General features: G+C 63.4%; 22 protein-coding genes. 16 read left to right on the top strand and 6 right to left on the bottom strand.

The genetic code is table 11. The features are described 5' to 3' along the window. Positions 1 to 5 precede the first annotated feature (5 nt). Positions 6 to 296: a Mor transcription activator family protein gene (locus TBU01S_RS02305; RefSeq protein WP_068635031.1), complete on the top strand. Its 291-nt coding sequence runs from the start codon at positions 6 to 8 to the stop codon at positions 294 to 296. 4 nt (positions 297 to 300) lie between these two features. On the opposite strand, the gene TBU01S_RS02300 is transcribed toward TBU01S_RS02305, so the two are convergent. The 3 genes from TBU01S_RS02300 to TBU01S_RS02290 all read right to left on the bottom strand — a co-directional run bounded on the left by TBU01S_RS02300 (position 301) and on the right by TBU01S_RS02290 (position 1,705). Continuing rightward, a complete protein-coding gene (locus TBU01S_RS02300; protein ID WP_083953418.1) occupies positions 301 to 615 on the bottom strand; it encodes a BrnA antitoxin family protein in 315 nt (104 codons plus the stop codon). Then, positions 587 to 880, bottom strand: a complete 294-nt coding sequence (locus tag TBU01S_RS02295; protein WP_068635029.1) for a BrnT family toxin — start codon at positions 878 to 880, stop codon at positions 587 to 589. The genes TBU01S_RS02300 and TBU01S_RS02295 overlap by 29 nt, the downstream gene beginning before the upstream one ends. A gap of 129 nt (positions 881 to 1,009) precedes the next feature. Then, a complete protein-coding gene (locus TBU01S_RS02290; RefSeq protein ID WP_068635028.1) occupies positions 1,010 to 1,705 on the bottom strand; it encodes a hypothetical protein in 696 nt (231 codons plus the stop codon). A gap of 328 nt (positions 1,706 to 2,033) precedes the next feature. Between TBU01S_RS02290 and TBU01S_RS02285 the strand changes: the two genes are divergently transcribed. After that, positions 2,034 to 2,465, top strand: coding sequence for a hypothetical protein (locus TBU01S_RS02285; RefSeq protein WP_068635027.1), 432 nt, complete (start codon positions 2,034 to 2,036; stop codon positions 2,463 to 2,465). Then, complete coding sequence (locus TBU01S_RS02280) at positions 2,455 to 3,264, top strand: Rha family transcriptional regulator (RefSeq protein WP_068635026.1); 810 nt, start codon at positions 2,455 to 2,457, stop codon at positions 3,262 to 3,264. Before TBU01S_RS02285 ends, TBU01S_RS02280 begins: the two co-directional genes overlap by 11 nt. Before the next feature lie 3 nt (positions 3,265 to 3,267). Here the strand turns inward: TBU01S_RS02280 and TBU01S_RS02275 are convergent, their stop codons facing one another. Together TBU01S_RS02275 and TBU01S_RS02270 are read right to left on the bottom strand one after the other, a co-directional pair. Beyond that, entirely contained in the window at positions 3,268 to 3,672 is a 405-nt protein-coding gene (locus tag TBU01S_RS02275) for a type II toxin-antitoxin system MqsA family antitoxin (protein WP_068635025.1), read from the bottom strand. Between the two features lies 1 nt (position 3,673). Continuing rightward, on the bottom strand, positions 3,674 to 4,036 hold the full coding sequence (locus TBU01S_RS02270) for a type II toxin-antitoxin system MqsR family toxin (protein ID WP_217999539.1): 363 nt from the start codon (positions 4,034 to 4,036) through the stop codon (positions 3,674 to 3,676). 91 nt (positions 4,037 to 4,127) lie between these two features. Between TBU01S_RS02270 and TBU01S_RS02265 the strand changes: the two genes are divergently transcribed. The 13 genes from TBU01S_RS02265 (at position 4,128) to TBU01S_RS02210 (ending at position 14,177) form a co-directional block, all read left to right on the top strand. Further along, positions 4,128 to 4,355, top strand: a complete 228-nt coding sequence (locus TBU01S_RS02265; RefSeq protein ID WP_068635023.1) for a hypothetical protein — start codon at positions 4,128 to 4,130, stop codon at positions 4,353 to 4,355. 2 nt (positions 4,356 to 4,357) lie between these two features. After that, complete coding sequence (locus TBU01S_RS02260) at positions 4,358 to 6,040, top strand: phage portal protein (RefSeq protein WP_083953417.1); 1,683 nt, start codon at positions 4,358 to 4,360, stop codon at positions 6,038 to 6,040. Beyond that, positions 6,037 to 7,395, top strand: a complete 1,359-nt coding sequence (locus TBU01S_RS02255; RefSeq protein WP_068635022.1) for a S49 family peptidase — start codon at positions 6,037 to 6,039, stop codon at positions 7,393 to 7,395. Before TBU01S_RS02260 ends, TBU01S_RS02255 begins: the two co-directional genes overlap by 4 nt. A 10-nt stretch (positions 7,396 to 7,405) precedes the next feature. Beyond that, complete coding sequence (locus TBU01S_RS02250) at positions 7,406 to 7,789, top strand: head decoration protein (RefSeq protein WP_068635021.1); 384 nt, start codon at positions 7,406 to 7,408, stop codon at positions 7,787 to 7,789. 14 nt (positions 7,790 to 7,803) lie between these two features. Further along, positions 7,804 to 8,817, top strand: a complete 1,014-nt coding sequence (locus tag TBU01S_RS02245) for a major capsid protein (protein ID WP_068635020.1) — start codon at positions 7,804 to 7,806, stop codon at positions 8,815 to 8,817. Positions 8,818 to 8,830: 13 nt separating this feature from the next. Then, positions 8,831 to 9,007, top strand: a complete 177-nt coding sequence (locus TBU01S_RS23700; protein WP_157659077.1) for a hypothetical protein — start codon at positions 8,831 to 8,833, stop codon at positions 9,005 to 9,007. A gap of 2 nt (positions 9,008 to 9,009) precedes the next feature. After that, positions 9,010 to 9,369: a hypothetical protein gene (locus tag TBU01S_RS02240; RefSeq protein ID WP_068635019.1), complete on the top strand. Its 360-nt coding sequence runs from the start codon at positions 9,010 to 9,012 to the stop codon at positions 9,367 to 9,369. Next, the gene (locus TBU01S_RS02235; protein WP_068635018.1) at positions 9,369 to 9,791 is read left to right on the top strand and encodes a hypothetical protein; all 423 of its coding nucleotides are present in this window, start codon (positions 9,369 to 9,371) and stop codon (positions 9,789 to 9,791) included. The genes TBU01S_RS02240 and TBU01S_RS02235 overlap by 1 nt, the downstream gene beginning before the upstream one ends. A gap of 12 nt (positions 9,792 to 9,803) precedes the next feature. Next, entirely contained in the window at positions 9,804 to 10,577 is a 774-nt protein-coding gene (locus TBU01S_RS02230; protein ID WP_068635017.1) for a phage tail tube protein, read from the top strand. 64 nt (positions 10,578 to 10,641) lie between these two features. Further along, on the top strand, positions 10,642 to 10,932 hold the full coding sequence (locus TBU01S_RS02225; protein WP_068635016.1) for a phage holin family protein: 291 nt from the start codon (positions 10,642 to 10,644) through the stop codon (positions 10,930 to 10,932). After that, on the top strand, positions 10,919 to 11,395 hold the full coding sequence (locus TBU01S_RS02220; protein ID WP_068635015.1) for a lysozyme: 477 nt from the start codon (positions 10,919 to 10,921) through the stop codon (positions 11,393 to 11,395). The genes TBU01S_RS02225 and TBU01S_RS02220 overlap by 14 nt, the downstream gene beginning before the upstream one ends. 1 nt (position 11,396) lies before the next feature. Beyond that, the gene (locus TBU01S_RS02215; RefSeq protein ID WP_068635014.1) at positions 11,397 to 11,924 is read left to right on the top strand and encodes a hypothetical protein; all 528 of its coding nucleotides are present in this window, start codon (positions 11,397 to 11,399) and stop codon (positions 11,922 to 11,924) included. Between the two features lie 3 nt (positions 11,925 to 11,927). After that, positions 11,928 to 14,177 (top strand): phage tail tape measure protein, encoded by a 2,250-nt coding sequence (locus tag TBU01S_RS02210; protein WP_068635013.1) that lies wholly within the window; start codon positions 11,928 to 11,930, stop codon positions 14,175 to 14,177. Between the two features lie 342 nt (positions 14,178 to 14,519). Here the strand turns inward: TBU01S_RS02210 and TBU01S_RS22865 are convergent, their stop codons facing one another. Next, complete coding sequence (locus TBU01S_RS22865; RefSeq protein ID WP_083953416.1) at positions 14,520 to 16,964, bottom strand: P-loop NTPase; 2,445 nt, start codon at positions 16,962 to 16,964, stop codon at positions 14,520 to 14,522. Between the last annotated feature and the right edge of the window lie 82 nt (positions 16,965 to 17,046).

The raw sequence follows: 17,046 nt of genomic DNA, 5'->3' as shown, positions 1-17,046 counted from the left end.
CCGCCATGGACGAACACGACATCGACGACGACCCCATCGCCGTCATCGAAGACGAAGCCCGCGCCGTGGCCCGCTCCTTCGGCATCTCCGCCAGCGAAGACGTTGCCGCCATGTTCGTCGAGCGCATCATGCTGCGCCTGGGCGGAGAGAGCATCTACGTGCCGCGCCGGCGGCTGAAAGACCGGCAGCGGGTGATTGCGGAGATCCGGGCGCGCTTCACCGGCCGGAACGCGGCAGTGCTGGCCCGGGAGTTCGGGGTGAGCGTGCGGTGGGTGCGGAAGGTGGCGGTAGTGTGAGTGCCTACGGCACTGGGTGCGACTTCACCCACTCGCGCAGAGCGGCATTCATCCGCGTCTGCCAGCCCGGCCCGCTGGCGCGGAAAGCGGCCAGCACGTCGCTGTCGAAACGAATGGCAACCTGCTCCTTGGTGCCGCTGCCCGCCGGGCGGCCGCGCGCCTTGCGCTCGGCCTGGATGCCCGCCTGCATTTCCTGCGCCGTGGCCGGGCGCTCGTCCTCGTCCTTGCCATCCCACTCGAAATAGCCGCCGGGCGGCGGTGTTTCCATCGCCTTGAGGATGGCTTCGCGTTCAGTCGTCTTCTTTGCTGAGCCAGTCATGGTAAGCCTCCGATTCCACTTCGCTGGCCGGGCGGAAACTGATGATGCGGGTCGCGCCCTCGCGCGCCAGATGCACCACCGTCAGCACCGCAAGCCGGTTCATCACGTAGGAAAACGACTGGATTCGGGCTTCACCCTTGCGCACCACCGATACATCCAGCCGGTAGCGCGATTCAAGCACAACCGCTGCCTCGGCAAAGTCCAGCCCATGCTTGGCAAGGTTCGCCGCCCGCTTGGCTTCATCCCAGATCAGTCGTGTTCCCATGCAATAACTGTAGATGCGTTAATTCAAGCGGTCAAGAATTATTTGTAGATACAATTTGTTCGCCTCCATGCGCCTACTCGCCTGTTTTTTTGGGGATGGGGTTCGATAGGAGAGGAAGGTGAGCGGCGTCTAGCAGGGAAAATGATCCTCGGGCATGATCAAAACGGATTGCCCGTATCGCATGCCTGCGAATATCGCCATGAGCATCTTCGTCGAAACAACACGCTGTGCAATGTGGCTGTTGGCAACAAACAGGCGAGAGAACGGGCCACGTTTGTTGTAGTACGCTCCGGCTGCGGCAGCCCGTTCGATCATGGCCTTATGCGTCCCTTTCTCGCATGGGCCGGTTACTTCGACGGTCTGCCTGTGAAGATCGATAGGAGCGGCGGGCACGTGGAACATCTCCATGTACAGGTCGCCAAAAAGCTCGGTAGGGGCGTCCAGTAAATGTTTGGCGCCTGAATAGAAATCCCGCTGAAGGCAAAACAGACCGATAAACCCCAGCAGCGCGGCCTCAGCAACTTCGCTCCATCCATTCTCGGAAGTTGCCGTTTCCAGTGCCCGTTTCAACTGGGCGTAGGGGTAAATCGACGCTATCAGCGGGTGACGATCGAACCATTCAGCGAGGCGCCTGGCTCGCTCTTCGGTGATGTACCCGCCATCGATTGCGTTCCTGAACACTTGGTCCGTCAGGTCAGTGAGCGTGCCATGTGCATCGAGATATTCGTCGATGCTGGGAAACGGCGTATTCAGATCGGCCGCCGGGGGTGTTTCGTACCCCAGGCGTGCCCGTAGCTCTTCGGGAAGCTGGATGGTGATTTTCATGATCCTTCCTGGTTGGGTGGTGGACTGTTTGCATCAACTGGGATTCTGGCAGGTATTGACGATCGTATGCCGATGTGGGAGAGTCGCCCCATCGCTGCTCAACAGGCAGTGACGCGGGATTGGCGTCCCGGTTTCGTAGGCGGACAAACCGCCGCATGTCGCGGTTTTTTTACGTCCGCAGCATGGCTACAGCTCTCAATGGGCGGGCCGTGTGGGGGGCCGCAAGGCCCGCCAGCCCTACGACTGGTACGCCAACCTGCACGGCTCCGCCCACCCCGATTGGCGTCGGGATGGCGGAAAACAAAACCGCTTCGTAGGAGTCCCGGCCATGTCCGCTCGCACCTTGGTAGAACGTCACACGTTCCCGCCCCGTCCCGCCTCCATCACCGATCTTGCTTTCGTTGCCGATGTCCGCATCGAGCGCAAAGTGCGCCGCTCGTTCTGGGCGGTGCCGAAAACAGATGACTACCGTCATGCCAACAACGTTGGCCGCCAGTACGCATGCGATTTCATCCAGTACCTGAAGGAAAACCCGGTCTGGGCCGGCGGGAACCTGCTCGCGCTGGTGGCGAAAGACATGGCCGAGGTCGAAGACGACTCCGACGCCAAAGGCTACGCGGTAGGCTTCTGGAGCTTCATCGAGATTCTGCTCTACCAAGCGGCGCACCGCATGGACCACTACGCGCTGGCAGAAGCCGATGCACAGCGCTTCGCCGCCATCCTTGGTGAGCGTGAAGACGAGGTGCGCCATGCTGCCTGAACTGCACATGCCCGAGGTCGTCATCGAGCGCGCAGGCGAACTGGTGACCACCAGCCTTGCCATTGCCGAGGGAACCGAGGTCGAGCACAAGAACGTGCTCGGCCTGGTTCGGAAGTATGCGGACGACCTCGACGAGTTCGGAAGGGTCGCGTTTGAAACGCGACCCTTTGAAACGGCAGGCGGAATGCAGCGGCAAGAAATCGCCTTCCTCAACGAACCCCAATCCACGCTGCTACTCACCTACATGCGCAACAGCGACATCGTGCGCGGCTTCAAGAAGGCGCTGGTGCGCGCTTTCTTCGAACTGCGCGATGCGTCCGCCGACGTGGCGCCGGTGCCCGGCCTGCCCGCCTCGGTCAACCACCGCGCCGACCACATCGTTTCCGCCAGCCGCAGTTTCAACAGCCTGCTGCGCGTCGGGAATGCGCTGCGCCTGGGTCACGCTCACGCGGCGCGCCTGGCCAATGCCGCCACTTTCCAACGCACCGGCGTCGATCTGTTGGAAGAGCTCGGCATCACCGACGAAGACCTCCACGCTGCCGAGCCGTTCGAAGACGAACTGCGGCAGTTCGTGCAGCAGCAGACCGCCCCGTTCTCGATGCAGGAAGCCGGCGCCTGGCTCGACATCGCCCCCGACAAGCTCACGCCCTCCATCACCGGCCGCATCGGCGCCATCCTGCGCAAGCTCGGCTGCGGCCGCAAGGACAACAACCGCACGGCAGACCCCAGTCGCCGCCGGCTGTACCTGCCGCCGTCGATGCTCAAACGAGAGGCGGACAGTCCGGCGCAGCCGATCTAGTCTTCAGCTCAGCTCCTTCAGCAGTTCCGGGTGCTTGTCCAGCAGGCGCAGCAGCAGCACGGTGGATTTGTGCGGCTGCGTCTTGCCGCGCTCGTATTCCGAGAAGGCGTTGATGCCGCCGCCGAACAGCCGGCCCGCTTCGGCCTGCTTCAGGCCAAGGCGCTTGCGGATGGCGCGCAATTCGGCGGCGCGCCGCTCGGCGGCTTCTTGGCGCGCATTGGCCATTGCGGCGCTATACCGTTTGCCTTCGCCATCGTCGAATTCGCACTCGCCGCACACCGGGCAGTGCCAGCCACGCACCTGCGGCACGGTGAACTCGATGCCATCGACACGATCGGTCATGTCTTTGGCGCCTTGTTCCAGCACGGTGCCGTCATCGCATTGCAGGCAGTATCGAATTTCACCCATGTCATTTCTCCTTGAACTGGATCACCACCGCGCCGGCGCGAAGGGTCAGTTTGATATAGGCGGTTTTCCCGTTTGGGCAGGGCGCGTGATACACGTCCTGCCATACCGTGTGGTCGGCGTGCGTGGTCATGCTCTTGAACAGCATGCTGCCTTGCAGGCCAAGCGCCACGGCCAGCCCTTCGGCTTCGCTCAGGCCCATCGCGTCGATTCCTTGCACCGCGGTACGGGTAAAGGCGTCAAGGCCGCGATCGAGTACCACCGCCTTGATGGTGGCCAGATCGTAGTGGGCTTTGCGTTTTTCCATAGAGCAGATATTAATGGAATCCGTTATTTTTTGGAAGCATGAATCGGCAAAAACCAACATTGCCGCGCCATTTCCATACACAAACACGCGGAACAGTCAAGAGGAACAGTTCACCTAAACAGTTCCGCCCCATCCCGGCACTCTGCCGGGCATGGGAATCTACAGCCACCAAACGATCGAGCAACTCCAGGCCCTGCGTGACCGCCTTACGCAGTCCCTGCACGATCGCCTGACCAAGCCCACCGCCGTGGGCTCGGGCGATCGCTCCGCCCGCTACGAGCAGCAGACCGCCGAAATCCGCAAGGAAATCGCCGCCATCTGCGCCGAGCTGGATGCCCGTGCGGGCACCCATGCCCACCGGCCCATCTATCTGGTGTGAGCATGGCGCGGCGATCCGGCAAACCTCATCTCACACTCCGCGCCCAGGCAGGGCAGGGCGGTGCCGCGCTGGCCGGGCAGCACCAGTCTGCTGGCTACGACCTCGCCACCGCCGACTGGAACCCCGTGGCCGGCAGTGCGGACGCCGATCTGCTGCCGGACCTCGACACGCTCACCGCGCGCTCGCGCGACCTGGCCCGCAACAACGGGCTGATGGGCGGCGCCATGCAGACGATGCGCGACAACATCGTCGGCTCGGTACTCAAGCTCTCCGCCATCCCCGATTACCGCCTGCTGGGCTGGTCCCGCGAGCAGGCCCGCGAGTGGGGCAACAACACCGAGGCGCATTTCCGCAGTTGGGCCGCCACTCCGGAATGCGATGCCGGCCGCACGCTCAACCTGCTGGGCCTCACGCTGCAGGCTCTGGGCGGCGCCATGCTCGACGGGGACGCGCTCGCCCTGCCGCTGTGGCTGCCGCGTGCCGGCAGCGCCTGGAACACCCGCCTGCTGATGGTCGATGCCAACCGCCTCAGCACCCCCACCAGCATGATGCACCGCGACGACATCCGCGCCGGCATCGAGCAGGACTACTACGGCGCCCCTGTCGCCTATCACATCCTGGAAAAGCACCCCGGCGATGCGCTCGCCGGCTTCGGCCTGGGCAGTGCGCGCGCCCAGCGCTGGAGCCGCGTGCCGGCCTTTACCGCCTGGGGCCGGCGCCGCGTCATCCACCTGCATGACAAGGAACGCACCGGCCAGAGCCGGGGCAAGCCCATCGTCTCCGCGGTGATGCGCGAATTCCACATGGCGGGCAAGTACGCCCACAACGAGCTGCAGGCCAGCCTGGCCAACAGCCTGGTCGCAGCATTCCTGGAATCAGACCTCAGCCCGGATGCCGCCGCGGCGCTGTTCGGCGAAGAGCCGCGCGAAGCGTGGAACGAATCCGTCCGCCAGGCACGCAGCATCCGCAAGCTGCAGGGCGGGGCGGTCATTCCGCTGCCGGTCGGCGCCCGCCTGTCCAGCTTCAGCCCTGGACGGCCGAACCCGGCTTTCGAGGCCTTCATGCTTGCCGCGCTGCGCCACATCGCCGCCGGCATGAACCTGCCCTACGAACTGCTGCTGAAGGACTTCAGCAAATCCAATTACAGCAGCGCCCGCGCTGCGCTGCTCGAAGCCTGGCGCTACTTCAACGGCCGCCGCCGCTGGCTTTCCGACTACTGGCTGCAGGCCGTCTATGAGCTGTGGCTGGAAGAGGCCGTGAATGCCGGCCTGGTCGATGCGCCGGACTTCTACGAAAAGCGCTACGCCTACTGCCGCTGCCGCTTCATCTTCGGCGGCAAGGGTTGGGTCGATCCGGTCAAGGAAGTACAGGCCGTGGTCCTGCGCATGGCCGCCGGCCTGTCCACGCTGGAAAAAGAATGCGCCGAACAGGGCGAGGACTTCGAAGAGATCCTCGACCAGCAGGCCATCGAGAAGGCCATGAAAGAAGAGCGGGGCCTTTCCTCTGCCGTCCCGGACGCCACCCGCCCCAGCGGCCTGGCCCGGCGCGATACCGAAGCGGCCGGCGACGACACCGAATCCGCCAGCCCAGACGACAAAGACGGTGGCGCGCAGTCGGACGCCGCTGCCACTGCAGCCTACCACGACACCCTCGCCATGCTCGGCCAGGAGGCCGTCACCCCATGAAATATCCGCACCTCGCCGCGCGCATCTTCAACACCCCGCTGCTCATCCACCCGCAGAAGCTGGACGCCATCATCGCCGGCCTGGGCGGCCGTCTGCTCGATGTCGACCTGTCCGCGGCGGAGCACGCTGTGCAGGCGTCTGTACTGCCGGCGGAACTCTTCAGCACCCGCCGCGTGGAAGACAGGGATCGCCGCCCCGGCTACGCCATCGTCGACGGCGTGGCCGTCATCTACGCCAGCGGCGTGCTCGCCCATCGCGGTCGCTTTGTCATGGCCAGCAGCGACCGCATCCTGGGCTACAACGATCTGGCCGCCGCGCTGGAAATGGCCCTGGCCGACGCGGACGTGCACGCCGTGCTGCAGGTGTTCGACACGCCCGGCGGCGAAGCGCAAGGTGCGTTCGAGTACCACGATCGCCTGCGCGAGATGCGCGGCAACAAGCCTGTCTGGGGCATCGCGGACGGGCTGGCGGCATCCGCAGGCTACCTCGCCGCGGCCGGGCTGGAACACTTCGCCATCACCCGCACCGGCTACGCCGGCTCCATCGGCGTCGTCATGCGCCACGTCGATCTGTCCCAGGCCCTGGCGCAGGAAGGCATCCGCGTCACGCACATCTATGCCGGCGACCACAAGGTAGATGGCAACCAGTTCGAGCCGCTGCCCGACAGCGTGCGCGCCGACATCCAGGCCGAGATCAACGACCTGCACCAGATGTTCATCAGCGCCGTGGCCAGCGGCCGCGGCCTAGATCCGGAAGCCGTCCGCAAAACCCAGGCGCAGACCTACCGCGGCCAGGCCGCCATCGATGCTGGCCTCGCAGACCGCATCGCCACCACCGATCAACTCATCGCCGAACTGGCGGGGCTTCGTGCCCGGCCGCATCCCGTCGGGCAGTCCGCCCGCGCCACAGCTCAACCAGGAGACCACCTCATGAGCGAAACCACCCAGGCGGGCACCACCACGTTGCCCGCACCCCAGGCCGCTGCCCCGGCAGCCGCCCCAGCAGCTTCCTTCAGCCAGGCCGATCTCGATCACGCCCGCGCCGAAGGCGTGGAGCAGGGCGCCCAGGCGGAGCGTGCCCGCGTCGGCACCATCCTCGGCCACGCCTCTGCCGGCTGCGCGCCCCTGGCCCTGCAGTGCATCAACACCGGGCTGAGTACCGAGCAGGCCACCGCCATCCTCGGCGCGGTCGCCTCGACGCCGCCCGCCGCCGCGCCTGCCAACGTCTTCGCCGCCGCCATGGCCACGGTTGCCAACCCGGCCGTCTCTGGCGTCGAGGCGGCCTCCGAGCTGGAGAACAGCGAAGCCACGCTGGCCGCGAGCATCGTCGGTCTGCTCGGCAACACCGTGCAATAAGGAGCCGCACATGGACTACAAGGCCAAATTCGCCACCGAAGGCACCTACGTGCCCGATGGCCTCATCGCCGGCAACGCGCACCTGCTCGTCGGCCGTCAGATCACCATCGCCTCCGGCGCTGGCGTACTCAAGCGTGGCGCGGTGCTCGGCAAGATCACCGCCAGCGGCAAATACCTGCTGTCGCTCTCCGCGGCTTCGGACGGCAGCCAGACGCCGGACCTCATCCTCGCCGAAGACGTCGACGCCACCGCCGCCGACGTCAAGGCGCTCGCCTACGCCCGCGGCGACTTCGCCGCCGCTGCACTCACCCTCGGCACCGGCCACACCGTGGCCAGCATCACCGAAGGCCTGCGCGCCAAGGGCATCACCATCCTGCCGGCCGTGGCCGCCTGAAAGGAGTAGCACACATGGACATCTTCACCACTGGCGTCCTGCGCCGCGTCGTCGAGGCGCTGCCGGAACCGCAGCCCTTCTTCCTCAACAGCTTCTTCCGCGAAGAGCAGCGCGAGGACAGCGAGGAAATCCACTTCGACATCGACACCGGCAAGCGCCGCATCGCCCCCTTCGTCGCGCCTATCGTCGCCGGCAAAGTCGTGCAGTCGCGCGGCTACGTCACCAAGACCTTCAAGCCCGCCTACGTCAAGGACAAGCGCGTGTTCGATTCCTCGCGCCCCTTCAAGCGGGCCATCGGCGAGCGCATCGGCGGCGAGCTCGCCCCGGCCCAGCGCCAGCAACTGCTGCTGGCCCGCGACTTGCAGGACCAGCTCGACATGCTCACCCGCCGTATGGAAGTGATGGCGGTCGAGGCCCTGCGCACCGGCAAGGTGGTCGTCAAGGGCGACGAGTACCCCGAGGTGGAAGTCGACTTCCAGCGCCACGGCGACCTCACCAAGGCGCTGACCACCACGGCGCGCTGGGGCGAGACTGGCGTCAAGCCGCTGGATGATCTGCAGGCCTGGTCGCTGCTTGTTTCGCAGCACTCCGGCGCCACTGCCAATACGGTGGTCATGGACCTGAAGGCCTGGCAGCTCTTCAGCGCCGATGCCGAGGTGCAGAAGCTGCTCGACCGCTTCCGCGGCCGCGACCAGCTCAACCCCACCGTCACCGGCGAAGGCGCCCGCTACATGGGCAACGTGGGCGACTTCGACATCTGGGTGCATACCGGCTGGTATGTGCACCCCGACACCGGCGCCACCACGGCCTACCTGCCGGACTACACCGTCCTGCTGCTTAGCCCCGATCTGGACGGCGTGCGCTGCTTCGGCGCCATCAAGGACGAAGAGGCGGGCTTCCAGGCCTTGCCTTACTTCCCCAAGTCCTGGCTCGAAAAGGATCCGGCCGTCCGCTACCTGCTCATGCAGTCCGCCCCGTTGCCGGTCCCGTACCGCGTCAACGCGTCGTTCTGCGCCACCGTGCGCTGATCGGGAGGGTGACATGAAGCTAATCGCCAAAGTCACCCTCGGCACCGCTGCGGGAGATATCCCGCCCGGTGGCGAGATCGACATCAAGGACAAGGCCGAAGCCGAAGCGCTGGTCGCCCGCGGGTTCGCCGTGCCCGTGCGCCCGGCCGCGGCGGACGACAAGGCCGAGCAGAAAGGGGAGGGCGCCTGAGCATGACTGGCCTGGTCGCCCCGTTTGCCGAAATCGAAGACATGCTGACCGAAGCCACGGTCGGCATGCTGGCCGATGTCGTCGTCACGCCCGATGGCGGCGAGCCCTTCGCTGGCATGTTGAGCCTCAACGACACGGACTTCTTCGATGGCGTTCGGGGCTGCGACTGGCTGCTGCGCTACGCTGCCCCTGCTGCCTTGCAGCGCGGGCAAAACCTCACGCTGGCCGGTTCGGCCTCGGCGCCTGCCGGCGTTCTGCGCGTGGCCGAAAAGCCGCGTGCCCTGCATGGCGGGCGGGAATTCGTGGCGCCGCTCGCCAAGGTGCTGACTGTCCCCGCCAACGGCGAAGAGGAGGGCGGCTGATGTTCCTCCCCTTTGAGCTTGCGCTGAAGGCCGCCCTGGCAGATGCCGTGCCCGGCGCGCCGATCTACGGCACCTTCGACGAGCCCGATTTCGAGCAGCACGCGCTCGTCGTGCAGGTGGCGTGGCAAGGCTACCGCGTCAGCGCGCAAAGCGCGGCGCGCACCGAGGCTGCCGTCGACCAGCGTTTCGTGGTGCGCATCGGCGCCGGCGCGGGTGCCATCGATGCCGTCCAGGTCGAGCGCGCCACCACCGGCCTGGCAGAACTGCTTCGGCGCGTGCTCGCCTTCCGCTATGGAACCGGCCCCGGCCGTGTCCGCCCCGTGCTCGATGCGCCTCCGCCTCCCGCCTACCAGGGCGCGGCCGTCGAGCTGGCAATCCACTTCACCCTTCCCGGTGTGGCCACGGCCGCGCCGAACGCATAGGAGCAACCCATCATGGCAGCACGTGGTTTTCTTGGCGCTGGCGACCTCTACGTCCAGCGGTACAACCCGCTCACTGGCGCGCTGGGCTCGCTGTTCGGCCCTTACGAAGCTGAGAAGTTCGAGTACAAGCCCAACATCGAAACCAAGGAAAAGACCAGCAAGGGCCGCAGCACCTACGGCCAGGTCATCGAGGCGGTCAACCTGCCCCAGGCCGGCGACTTCGCCGTCACCTTTGGCGAGGTCGACCGCGAAGGCCTCACCCTGGCCCTGCTCGGCACGCAGTCCGCCATCAACACCGCCAGCGGCACCCTTGCCGAAGGTGATGCGCTGGAAGTCACCGTCGACCTGGGCGGCTGGGTGGAGCTGCCGCACCAGAACTGGCAGCAGGAAGGTTTCACCGTCAAGAACGAAGCAGGCGACACCACCTACGAGCTGGGCACGCACTACGAAGTCAATTGGCGCCTGGGCTGGCTGCGGGTCAAGGCCGGCGCCGGCATCAGCGCGGGTGCAAAGGTCAAGGTCTTCGGCGCCTACAGCGCCATCAGCGGCACCCGCATCAGTGCCGCCACGGTCAACGAGATCCGCGCGCGCTTCATCCTCGACGGCATGAACTTCGCCGACAAGCTGCCGTGCATCGCCACCGTGCACGAAGGCATCGTCGCCCCGGATGCCGCCTTCGATTTCCTCGCCGATGACTTCGCCAGCATCCCGCTGACGGGGCGCGCCAAGACCCCGGTGGGCAAGACCGAGCCCTTCACCGTCGAGCTGCGCGACACCGCCAGCTAAGTACAGACGCCTGCACAGCAGGGCGCCGGGCCTGGGTTCGGCGCCCCATCCAGCCGGAGCGGCCATGAACGACAGAACGCTATCCACCGCCAGCTACGCAGGGGGCCTCATCTCCGTGTTGTCCGCACTCACCCTCAATGACCTGGGTGTCGTCGTCGGCATCCTGATCGGCCTCATCGGCCTGGTTCTCCAGGCCTGGCACATCATCCGCAAGGACCGCCGCGAGCAGCGTGCCCACGAACAAAAGATCGAACGCCTGCTGGCCGACCGCCGTCAGCGCGACGATCCCGTACCCCACGACCGCCGTCATCCGGTTGCCTGCGAACACCCGGACTGCCCCCATGACGCGCGGTAAAACACTGGCAGCCGCGTTCGTCGTCAGCGCTGTGGGGCTCGGCTTCATCGCCGCGCACGAAGGCACGCTGCTGACCGCTTATCTCGACCCGGTCGGCATCCCCACCATCTGCACCGGCCACACCGCCGGCGTGCAGCTTGGCCAGCGCGCCAGCTTCGAGCAATGCAATCGCCTGCTGGTGCTCGATGCCGGCGTGGCCGGCAAGGCAGTGGCCCGCTGCACCCATGTCGCCATCACCCAGGCGCAGTACGACGCCCTGGTGTCCTTTGCCTTCAATGTCGGCGGCGATGCCTATTGCACCTCCACGCTGGCCCGCCGCCTGAACGCGGGCGACTGCTGGGGCGCGGCGGCGCAATTCGACCGCTGGGTGTATGCCAAGGGGCGGCGCCTGCCCGGCCTGGTCAAGCGCCGCGCCGAAGAGCGCCGGATGTTCGAAACCGGCTGTGAACCTCAGGAGGTGTGATGTGCAGCCCATCGCATTGGTTGCGCTGGTGGGGTTCGTGGTGGGGCTGGGCCTGGGCGGCTGGGGTGGCCATGAGCTGGCCGATGGGCGTGCTGCCCGCGCACAACTTGGCAGCGCCCGCACCGCGCTGGCCGACGCCGCGGCCGCACTTGGTACTGCTGGTGAGCAACTGCGCGCCACGGCCACCCGTACCGCCACGCTCGCCCGCCAGCAGGCCGAAACCGCATCTCGTCATCTAGCCGAGGCCTCGCGCCATGAACAGATCATCACCCGTGCGGCACGCCTGGAGTGTGCTCGCGATCCTGAGTCTTTCCGCCTGCTCGTCGATGCCATCGCCCGGGCCAACGGTCTGCAGTCCATCGGCGACGCCACCCGAATGCCTTCAGGCCTGCGGGGCGGTGCCGGCGCCGGTGGTGCCCAGCGAGGCGGAGATGATGCGCTGGGAACTGCAGGTGGTGCAGTGGGCCGAGGTGTGCCGCCGGATCAACGAGCAGTGCAGGGCGGCACTGGCGCCTTGAAGGGGGATTGATCAGTGGCCAGTAATCCAATCACCCGCATCATCATCACAGCCAAGGATGAGGCCTCGTCGGTTTTCTCCGCACTCGGTGCGCATGCCGGCAAGATCGCCGCTGCGATTGCGAGCTATTTCAGCATTCGCCTGTTCGGCGATGTAGTCGGCTCTGCGCGGGACTTCGAGACCGCCATGTCGGCCGTACAGGCTGCCGCCGGCGCGTCGGGCGAAGAACTTGCCGCGCTGCGCGCAGCGGCGGAAGACGCCGGCACCACGACGAAATACACCAGCGTCGAGGCCGCAGGCGCACTGGAAAACCTCGCCAAGGCGGGCTTGTCCGCCACCGATGCAGTCCAGGCGCTGCCCGCCGTGCTCGATCTTGCCGCTGCCGGTGGGGTCAGCCTGGGCGAGGCCAGCGACTACATCAGCAAGGCCGTCTTCGGCATGGGGCTGTCGTTCGAAGAGGCCGGCCGCGTCGCCGACGTGCTGTCGATGGGCGCGAATGCCTCGAACACCAGTGTGCAAGGCTTGGCCCAGGCGCTGTCGTATGCGGCGCCCCTGGCCAACTCGCTGGGCCTGAGCCTGGAGCAGACGGTCGCCATCATCGGCAAGTTTGCCGATGCCGGCATCGATGCCAGCCGGGCCGGTACTGCGCTCAACAGCATTCTTGCCCAGTTCTCGAACCCCGCCAGCAAGTTCCGTCGAGAACTGGCCGCGGCAGGCATCACCACCACCGACTTCGACGAAGCCCTACGCCAGCTTGCTGCGGCCGGAGCAGGGGGGCAGCGGGCAATCAACGCCGTGGGCACGGAGGCCGGCCCCGCCCTGCGGGCGCTGCTGAACCAGGGTATCGGCTCGCTCGACGATCTCAAGCGCCAGCTCGACCAGTCAGCAGGCAGTGCGCGTGACTTCGCCGCAGTCATGAGCGACAACCTGGACGGCGCCACAAAGGGCCTTGGCAGTGCTTGGGATGCGTTGAAAATCAAACTCGGTACGCCTGTCCTGGCAACGCTCAAGGAACAGGTCGATGCCGTTGCAGAGCGCCTGCGCCAGTTCGTCAGCGACGGCACGGCCGACCGCTTCGGCCAGGCCATCAAGTCCGCCTTCGAGGCGGGCGGCAAGTGGGTCGCCGATTTTTTCTCCAAGATCGACTTCTCGAAGCTGGCAGCCGACATGCAGGCGTTCGGCACGCGCGCGGGCGAGGTCTTCGACTGGATCGGCACGAAGGCCACTGCTGCCGGCAATATTGCCCAGACGGCCTACGGGGTGATGTCCGCCGGCATCAACACGGTGCTGACTGCCGTCTATGCACTCGGGCGTGGTGCGTCTTGGCTTGCGTCTGCGTTTCTGTCCGATCTGGCCTTGATCGCCGAGGGTATCAGCAAGGTCACCTTCGGTGACATGTCGGCCAGCTTTGCTGCAGCCGCCGAGAATCTTCGGTTCAACGCACAAGCAGCCTATGCCGTCTCCGAAGCCTTTGCCAGCAAGACCCGCGAGGCCTTCGATGCCGCGGCCGAGGGGGCGGAGCTGGCCCAGGCCGGCTTTGCCGGGCTCACCGGAGCTGCGAACACGGCGGCGGCAGGCACGACAGCGGCGCTGGGCAGCATCGCGGAGCAGGCCAAAACGACGGCCGAACGCATTGCCGAGCTGACGGCCGAGCAGCAGCGCCTGACCGCGGAAGGCGACATCGAAGGCGCCACGGCCGTCTGGCGGGAAATCACGAAGCTCAGTGCCGAAGCCGCCGCCGCGGCCAAGAATTCCGGTGAAAAGCAGCGTGCCGAAGTCGCCGCCACGGTGTCCTCGCTTGCCGATCTCAAGAAGGCCTACCAGTCGGCGATCGCTGCCGGCGACACGCAGCGCGCGGCAGAGCTCCAGCAGCAGATTCGCGCCGAGCTGAAAAAGACCGCGGGCCAGGCCGATGACACGGGCGATGCGCTCGAAGCTGCGTTTCAAGGTTTGGGCATCACGAGCGAAGCGGAGCTGAAGCGCCTGGCCGAAAACGCCAAGGCCCATTTCACGACGATCAAGAACAGCGGGCAGGCGACGACGAACGACATCAACGCCGCTTTCCGCGTGTATGCCGAGGCCGCCATCCGCGCCAACGGCGGTGTGGCCGATGCCGCCTTGAAGGCGCAGGCCGCGCAGCACGGGCTGCGCATCGAGGCCGATGCTGCTGGTAAAGCCATCGTCGTGGCAATGACGAAGGGCGCGGCCGCTACCGCTGCCCTTGGCGGCGAAGCCAAAAAATGGCCGGCGTCAAGCCTTTTGTGAGAATCACGCGAGGCTTGAAACCGTATGCAGGGCAATAGGTTAGCTCTGTTTCATGCAGCTTCTTGACGATGCGGCACTGTGGGCTGGGAGTCACATGAGAGCCCGGAGAAAGCGAGCTGGGGCATGCTACAGCGGCATGATTGCTGCGGAATGACGAACTTTCTCGCATCATAGCTTGTTGTTCCACGCGTTACCTTAGGACAAAAAATCCGGAGCGCAGAACCACGCATTCCGAAGAGAGATAACTAATACACAGGTAATCTCTCAAGAGAGAACTTAGCTATCCTGAACATTGCCTCTCGGCTTGGTTAATTATAAAGAAGTCGAGGATTCCACAGTAATTCAAACCAAGATTTGCTTCACAGCTTCAATATGTCTTTGCATCTCACGGTCGCCACCTAGCTTGGTCGAAGCTACAGATAGAATATCTGTTAGTCGAGAAAGTTGCTTATGATCTAATTGCCCGCCCGCTTCCAAGTAGCTGACGACGCCACTAAAGATCACTCCAAAAGGCTGGACGGAAACCCTATTGCGTTGGTCCTCAATTTGAATGGCTTCAGACAACTTGCGAAATGCTTCGTCGAAAGAGGTCTTCATACTGATGCCTGGAGCCAACATATGTACCAAGAGAACCTTTCCCAACGTGGTTAGTGGGAAGGGATGATGCTCGATGGTTACAGCGTGTCGCGCATGCGTGACCGCATCCTGAAGATACTCCATGCGCCGCTCCATATTTGTCACCATCTGATAGCGCGCTAAGTTGAGCAAAGCCACTTGTTCCCAATAACGCGAGTTCCACTCCCAGACGCTTTTAACTTGAGTGTAAAAGTCCTCTGAATTTCCCTTGAGATACTTCCCAACAACGGCATCGAAGTCGAACAGACGACCAGAAAGCCTCGCCTCAGGGGAACGTGCCCTGATGGTCTCTCGATTCACCCAAGAACCAAGTTCCTCTGCCAAATTGACGAACGTTAAAAGCATCTTGTCAGGATCTCGCTCCGCTAGTCTAGCTAGGGCATTCTCAGCGAGAACAGCATTTTCTGGAATTACAAATCTCTTAGGGTCGTCGTAGAAGTCTAGCGGCAACGGACTGCTGGGTTTGAATTGTTCCTGCCCCCCTTTTCCGCCAAAAGCCTTCATCAATATTTCGTACCGGATACCGCCATAGAAACAATGCTGGGCAAGGGCTGCGCCCAAGTAACGACCTAGCGCCTCAGGTCCAGCGTCGGTGGTAATGCTATCAACAATTCGGTCGAGTGGTCGAAAGTCATTGAGTATTCGGCAACACGCTACAGCAATGGGATCACTCTGTACTTCACGGACGAACCTGTCCTTCTGCTTGAGGATTGTGTGGTCGCCGATAGCCCCAACTTCAACATAGCGATCAATGAGTCTCCTCGCCTCAACCCCTGAAATCGCCAAACCATCGAACTGGTCATAGTTCACGCTGGCGAGAACTTGCTTTAGGTAGTTCTCTCGGTAACCCCGTTCTGCACCAACAAATAGGACATCAGGTTTCCTAAGGCGCGCCATAAGGTCGACTACGGCTGGAGCTTGCTCAGCCAAGTTGTCGATGATAATAACGACTGGGCCGTCGAGCAGGTCAAGCACGTTCGCTGTGTCCGCACCAATACGACTTAAGGCGGAGCAGAGAAGGGTTCGAACGCCTCTTTTGGCGAGTTCAAATGCAAGCCGTTTGAGCACCGTAGTCTTGCCGGCACCGGCCACATCTCCAATATACATTAGGCGATTAGTGTTGAGGGGGTCAGCGATACGCTTCTCCGCCTCAAGAAGCATCCCAGCTACGATAGGACGGCTGATATCAAGGTTTGACTCCAAATCGCTCCAAGTCGGCAGGTGGCCGTACATAAAGCGAGAATTTGTTGCTTTTGGAGCTGAACCAGGAACAACTTCAAAATCCGAGCTGAAAGCCATTGCGACAACTTTACTGACTTTAGGCGAGATCAGTTTTTGGGTCTCTATGGGAATAAGCTCTGAGGGTGTGGGAGCCGTCGGAAGCAACCCCTTGAGATATTCAAAGAATTCAAGCGAACGCCCATCAAACAATAGGAGATCGTGTTTCTCGCAAAGTTTGCGGGAGAAAGGTCCGTCAGATGCCACCAAAATTGAAGGCCCGCGATCACTGCGGGCGCTCTCGCTAGTTCGTTGAGCGAGATAGAAATCAAGATCCACTTCGTCAAGCGAAGTTCCCGCAATAATCATGGGCTCTGACAGCATAAGTTGTGTCAGCACCGTCATCCACGGATTCACCTTTGTGATCTGTTTTAGATATTGCTCGCGTGAAAATACGTAACCACGATCCGCTTGACCAACATAGCCGTGCAGATGAATTACTAGCAGCTCCTCCAAGCTTTCTGCATTTGCATAGATGTCGTTGAAGTGTTTTGGTACTGCACGCTGAAGCCTGCGTCCATCTTGATAGGTATTCTCAAGCACATCATCAACATTCCAAGTGAAAACTCGCTTCCAAATAAACGATGACATAAGCTCAGCCGTCTTTCCAGGCGCGCTACGGGAAAGTCGATCGGTGATATGCGTCCTGACTTGCTCCGGCGTCATCAGTTCATATAACCGTTGCAGTGAGTTGCTTTTTGCTCCGGTTACATTGCACAACTCGGCCGCGAGAGCCTCACCACTAGGTAGCTTACCGCGCTCATTGGCGGAATCCATGCTGAAGCCGGCACCTAACAAAAGATTGTACTGTCCTACCCGCAACGCAGAAAGGATGGCCGACTCTTGTTTTCCTGTAATATTTTTAAAAGGCATTTAATCCACCAATTTCCGGAAAGGCAGGCTGCCCTTACCTTAAAGTCGCAAAAACCTTCTTTGCCTGAACGCCCGTCTTAGG

The organism is Thauera butanivorans NBRC 103042 (assembly GCF_001591165.1).
Taxonomy (GTDB): domain Bacteria; phylum Pseudomonadota; class Gammaproteobacteria; order Burkholderiales; family Rhodocyclaceae; genus Thauera; species Thauera butanivorans.
The sequence above is the reverse complement of the archived record's forward strand: the minus strand, read 5'-3'. Positions and strand labels throughout refer to the sequence as shown.